The 331-nt window shown below is 30.5% G+C and carries 1 protein-coding gene; it reads right to left on the bottom strand.

Features of this window, described 5'->3' with window-relative positions; genetic code table 11:
- On the bottom strand, positions 1-331 hold a 331-nt coding region (dut, locus tag COZ07_RS06590), incomplete at both ends, for a dUTP diphosphatase (RefSeq protein WP_406607776.1).

The raw sequence follows: 331 nt of genomic DNA, 5'->3' as shown, positions 1-331 counted from the left end.
AGCTATTCTATCTCCTCGATGTATAATAAATTTTTCTTCACCTAAATTAATTAATATTACTTTTACGATACCTCTATAATCTGAATCAACAGTACCAGGGCTATTTAAAATGGTTATTCCATATTTAAGGGCTAATCCACTTCGAGGTCTTATTTGGCCTTCATAACCTTTGGGGATCATAATTTTAATTCCAGTAGAAATTAATATTATTTTACCTGGCTTTAATACAATATCTGAAGTTTCTGCAGATACTAAATCAACACCAGATGAAAATTCACTTGTGGGGATAGGTAAAGGTATATCATCGCATCCTTTTACTTTTTTTATTCTT

Source organism: Candidatus Infernicultor aquiphilus (genome assembly GCF_002784285.1).
Lineage (GTDB): Bacteria > Atribacterota > Phoenicimicrobiia > Phoenicimicrobiales > Phoenicimicrobiaceae > Infernicultor > Infernicultor aquiphilus.
Note: the sequence above shows the minus strand (reverse complement) of the source record. Positions and strands in the feature narration are given on the sequence as shown.